3 protein-coding genes and 1 pseudogene are annotated in these 2,966 nt (G+C 66.4%); all 4 read right to left on the reverse strand.

Features of this window, described 5'->3' with window-relative positions; genetic code table 11:
- The coding region (locus PMI40_RS11485) for a YXWGXW repeat-containing protein (RefSeq protein ID WP_008115364.1) at window positions 1-309 on the reverse strand (309 nt) is incomplete at its 3' end.
- A gap of 158 nt (window positions 310-467) precedes the next feature.
- Window positions 468-1,730, reverse strand: a complete 1,263-nt coding sequence (locus tag PMI40_RS11490) for a phenylacetate--CoA ligase family protein (RefSeq protein WP_008115365.1) — start codon at window positions 1,728-1,730, stop codon at window positions 468-470.
- A gap of 11 nt (window positions 1,731-1,741) precedes the next feature.
- The gene (locus PMI40_RS11495; protein ID WP_008115366.1) at window positions 1,742-2,545 is read right to left on the reverse strand and encodes an ABC transporter ATP-binding protein; all 804 of its coding nucleotides are present in this window, start codon (window positions 2,543-2,545) and stop codon (window positions 1,742-1,744) included.
- Window positions 2,546-2,613: 68 nt separating this feature from the next.
- Window positions 2,614-2,966, reverse strand: a pseudogene (locus tag PMI40_RS11500) (ABC transporter permease); the annotation flags it as partial.

The following is a 2,966-nucleotide window of genomic DNA, read 5'->3' on the forward strand; positions in this document are numbered from 1 at the left end:
CGGGCCGCCGCCCCAGCCGCCACGGTCCAGTTGCCAGCCCTGCGGGCCCTGGCGCCATTGCGGCTGCGAATAGGCGTAGCCGGGGCGCTCGCGCACCCAGCGCCCACCGCGCCAGACATGGGCGTGGCCGTTCCAGTCCCAGTAACCCGGAACCCAGAGGTAACCGTGCCGCGGTGGCGGCAAGCGCTCCGCGCGCGGCGGCGGCGGTGGCGAACCGATATTGATATTGACCGACACCTGCGCCTGGACGGCGGGGACGACGGCGGCAGCGGAAGCTGACAGCAACAGGGCGAATATTATTTTTTTCATCGAGATGGCAAGGCGTTGGAAGATGGTTGAGCCGTGAGACGGTGGATGCTGCAACCCGGTTCCCCGGGGTGCATTGGCGCATGACAATAACACCGTTCGCGCCAGGCTGCAGCGCCACCGCCACATCCGCGCCCTACCCCCGGCTGCCATGGCAAGACTCACTGGTACTTGCGCGCGTCCTCGATCACCCGGCCGTCGTTGGGCAAGGCGCCCGGGGCCACCAGCAGCACCTCGCCGCGCAACTTGGTGACCTCGCGCAGCGTGGCGGCCACGGCCGTCACCTCCAAGCCCGGATTGGCGGCATCGGCCACTTCGCAGTGCAGCGTCATGACGTCATTGGCCATTTCACCGCTGACCACCAGGCGCGCCCGCCGCACCTGGTCATGCCGGCGCAGCACCTCGGCCACCTGCGCCGGATGCACGAACATGCCACGCACCTTGGTGGTCTGGTCGGCGCGCCCCATCCACCCCTTGATGCGGGTGTTGGTGCGCCCGCAGGCAGAGCGGCCGTCGATGGTGGCCGACAGGTCGCCTGTGCCAAAGCGCAGCAGCGGATAATCGGGATTGAACGAGGTCACCACCACTTCGCCCACCTCGCCCGGCGGCAGCGGGTCGCCGGTGCCGGGGCGCACGATTTCAAGGATCAACTCTTCGTCGAGCAGCATGCCGGGGTGCACCACGCCGTCGGTGGCGGTCTCGTAGGCGATGTTGCCGATGTCGGCGGAGGCATACAGTTGCAGCACCAGCGGCACGCCATGCGCATTGAACCAGCTGCGCAACGAAGGCGGCAAGGCCTCGGCGCTGAGCAAGGCACGTCCCACGCTGGAAATATCGGCCCCCATCTCGAGCGCCTTCTCGATGATGATGCGCAAAAAAGAGGGCGTGCCGATATAGGCGTCGGGACGCAAGGCGCTCATCGCATGGACCTGCAATTCGGTCTGGCCGATGCCGGCCGGGATCACCGCGCATCCCAGTCGCGCGGCCGCGCCTTCGACCATGAAGGCGGCCGGCGTGAAGTGATAGGCGAAGCAGTTCTGCACGATATGCCCCGGGCCCAGGCCCAGCGCATGCAACGGGCTGGAAAACCGCCACCAGTCGGCACCGTGGCCTTCGGGATCGTGGATCGGTCCGGGCGAGACGAACAGGCGTCGTAGTTGCCGCGTCGGCGTGGTGGTGAGCCCGCCGAACGGCGCCTGGCGGGCCTGCAGGTCCGCCAGGTCCGACTTGCGGATCACCGGCAGGCACGCCAGGTCGGCGCGCGAGCGTACCGCCGCAGCGTCGATGCCCCCCAGGATGCGGCCCCAACCGGGCGTGGCCTGGGCGCGCTCGAGCAACGCCGGCAGGCGCTGCATCAGTTGTTCTTCACGCTGTTGCGGATCGCGGCGTTCCAGCGCGTCCAGGCTCTGTCGGATGTCGGACATGGCCCCCTCCCTCAGGCCAGCCAGCGCTTGCGGCGGCGATAGAACTTCATGTCGCGGAAGTTGCGCCGGCCGGCGCCCGAGACGCCCAGATAGAACTCCTTGACGTCTTCATTGGTGGCCAGGGTGGCGGCCTCGCCTTGCATCACCACCCGGCCGTTCTCGAGGATGTAGCCGAAATCGGCATGGCGCAGCGCCACCATGGTGTTCTGCTCGGCCAGCAGGAACGACACCTTCTCGCGGGCGTTGAGGTCCTTGACGATGCCGAATATCTCCTCGACGATCTGCGGCGCCAGCCCCATCGAGGGCTCGTCGAGCAGGATCATCGACGGCTTGGCCATCATGGCGCGGCCGATGGCGGTCATCTGCTGTTCGCCGCCCGAGGTATAGCCCGACTGCGACTTGCGCCGTACCTTCAGGCGCGGGAAGTAGTCGTAGATCTTTTCCAGTTCCTGGCGCGTCTCGGCCGCGCCGATGCCGCGCGTATAGGCGCCGGTCAGGAGGTTTTCCTCGACCGTGAGGTGACCGAAGCAATGCCGCCCTTCCATTACCTGGATCACCCCGCGCCGCACCAGGTCGTTGGGCGTGAGGCTGTCGACCCGCTCGCCGCGATAGGCGATCGACCCCTTGGTGACATCGCCGCGCTCGGCCCGCAGCAGGTTAGAGATGGCCTTGAGGGTGGTGCTCTTGCCGGCGCCGTTGGCGCCCAGCAGGGCCACGATGCTGCCCTCGGGAACATCCAGCGAGACCCCTTTCAAGACCAGGATCACGTGGTCATAGATGACTTCGATATTGTTGATCGACAGTGCATGGCTCATGTCGGGCACACCTTCAAAAAAGCGCCGGCGGCGGTTGGGAGACGTGCAATACCGCCGGCGCAAAGCGCCTACTTCATGCAGGCAGGAGTGAAGCCTTTTTCCTTCGCATAGCGCGCAGCCGATGCCTTGAACAGCGGGTGGATCAGGTTCTTGTTGCCTTCGATCCAATCCGATACCAGCACCCACTTGCTGCCATCCCACTGCTGGATTCTGACCTTGCCCGAGCCCTCGTGGTTGTCGCACGAGGTCTTGATCTCGGGCAGCAGGCCGGATGCTCCCAGCTGCTTGAGGCGGGCGTCGGTGATGTTGAGGTTTTCCAGGCCCCAGCGCACCTGCTCGCCGCTCATGACCTTTCCCTTGCCGTACTTGTCCTGCGCCGTGCGTACCGCCTCGACGGTGGCAATGGCGGCCGACACGCCAC

The sequence above is a fragment of the Herbaspirillum sp. YR522 genome, from assembly GCF_000282575.1.
Classification (GTDB): domain Bacteria; phylum Pseudomonadota; class Gammaproteobacteria; order Burkholderiales; family Burkholderiaceae_D; genus Herbaspirillum.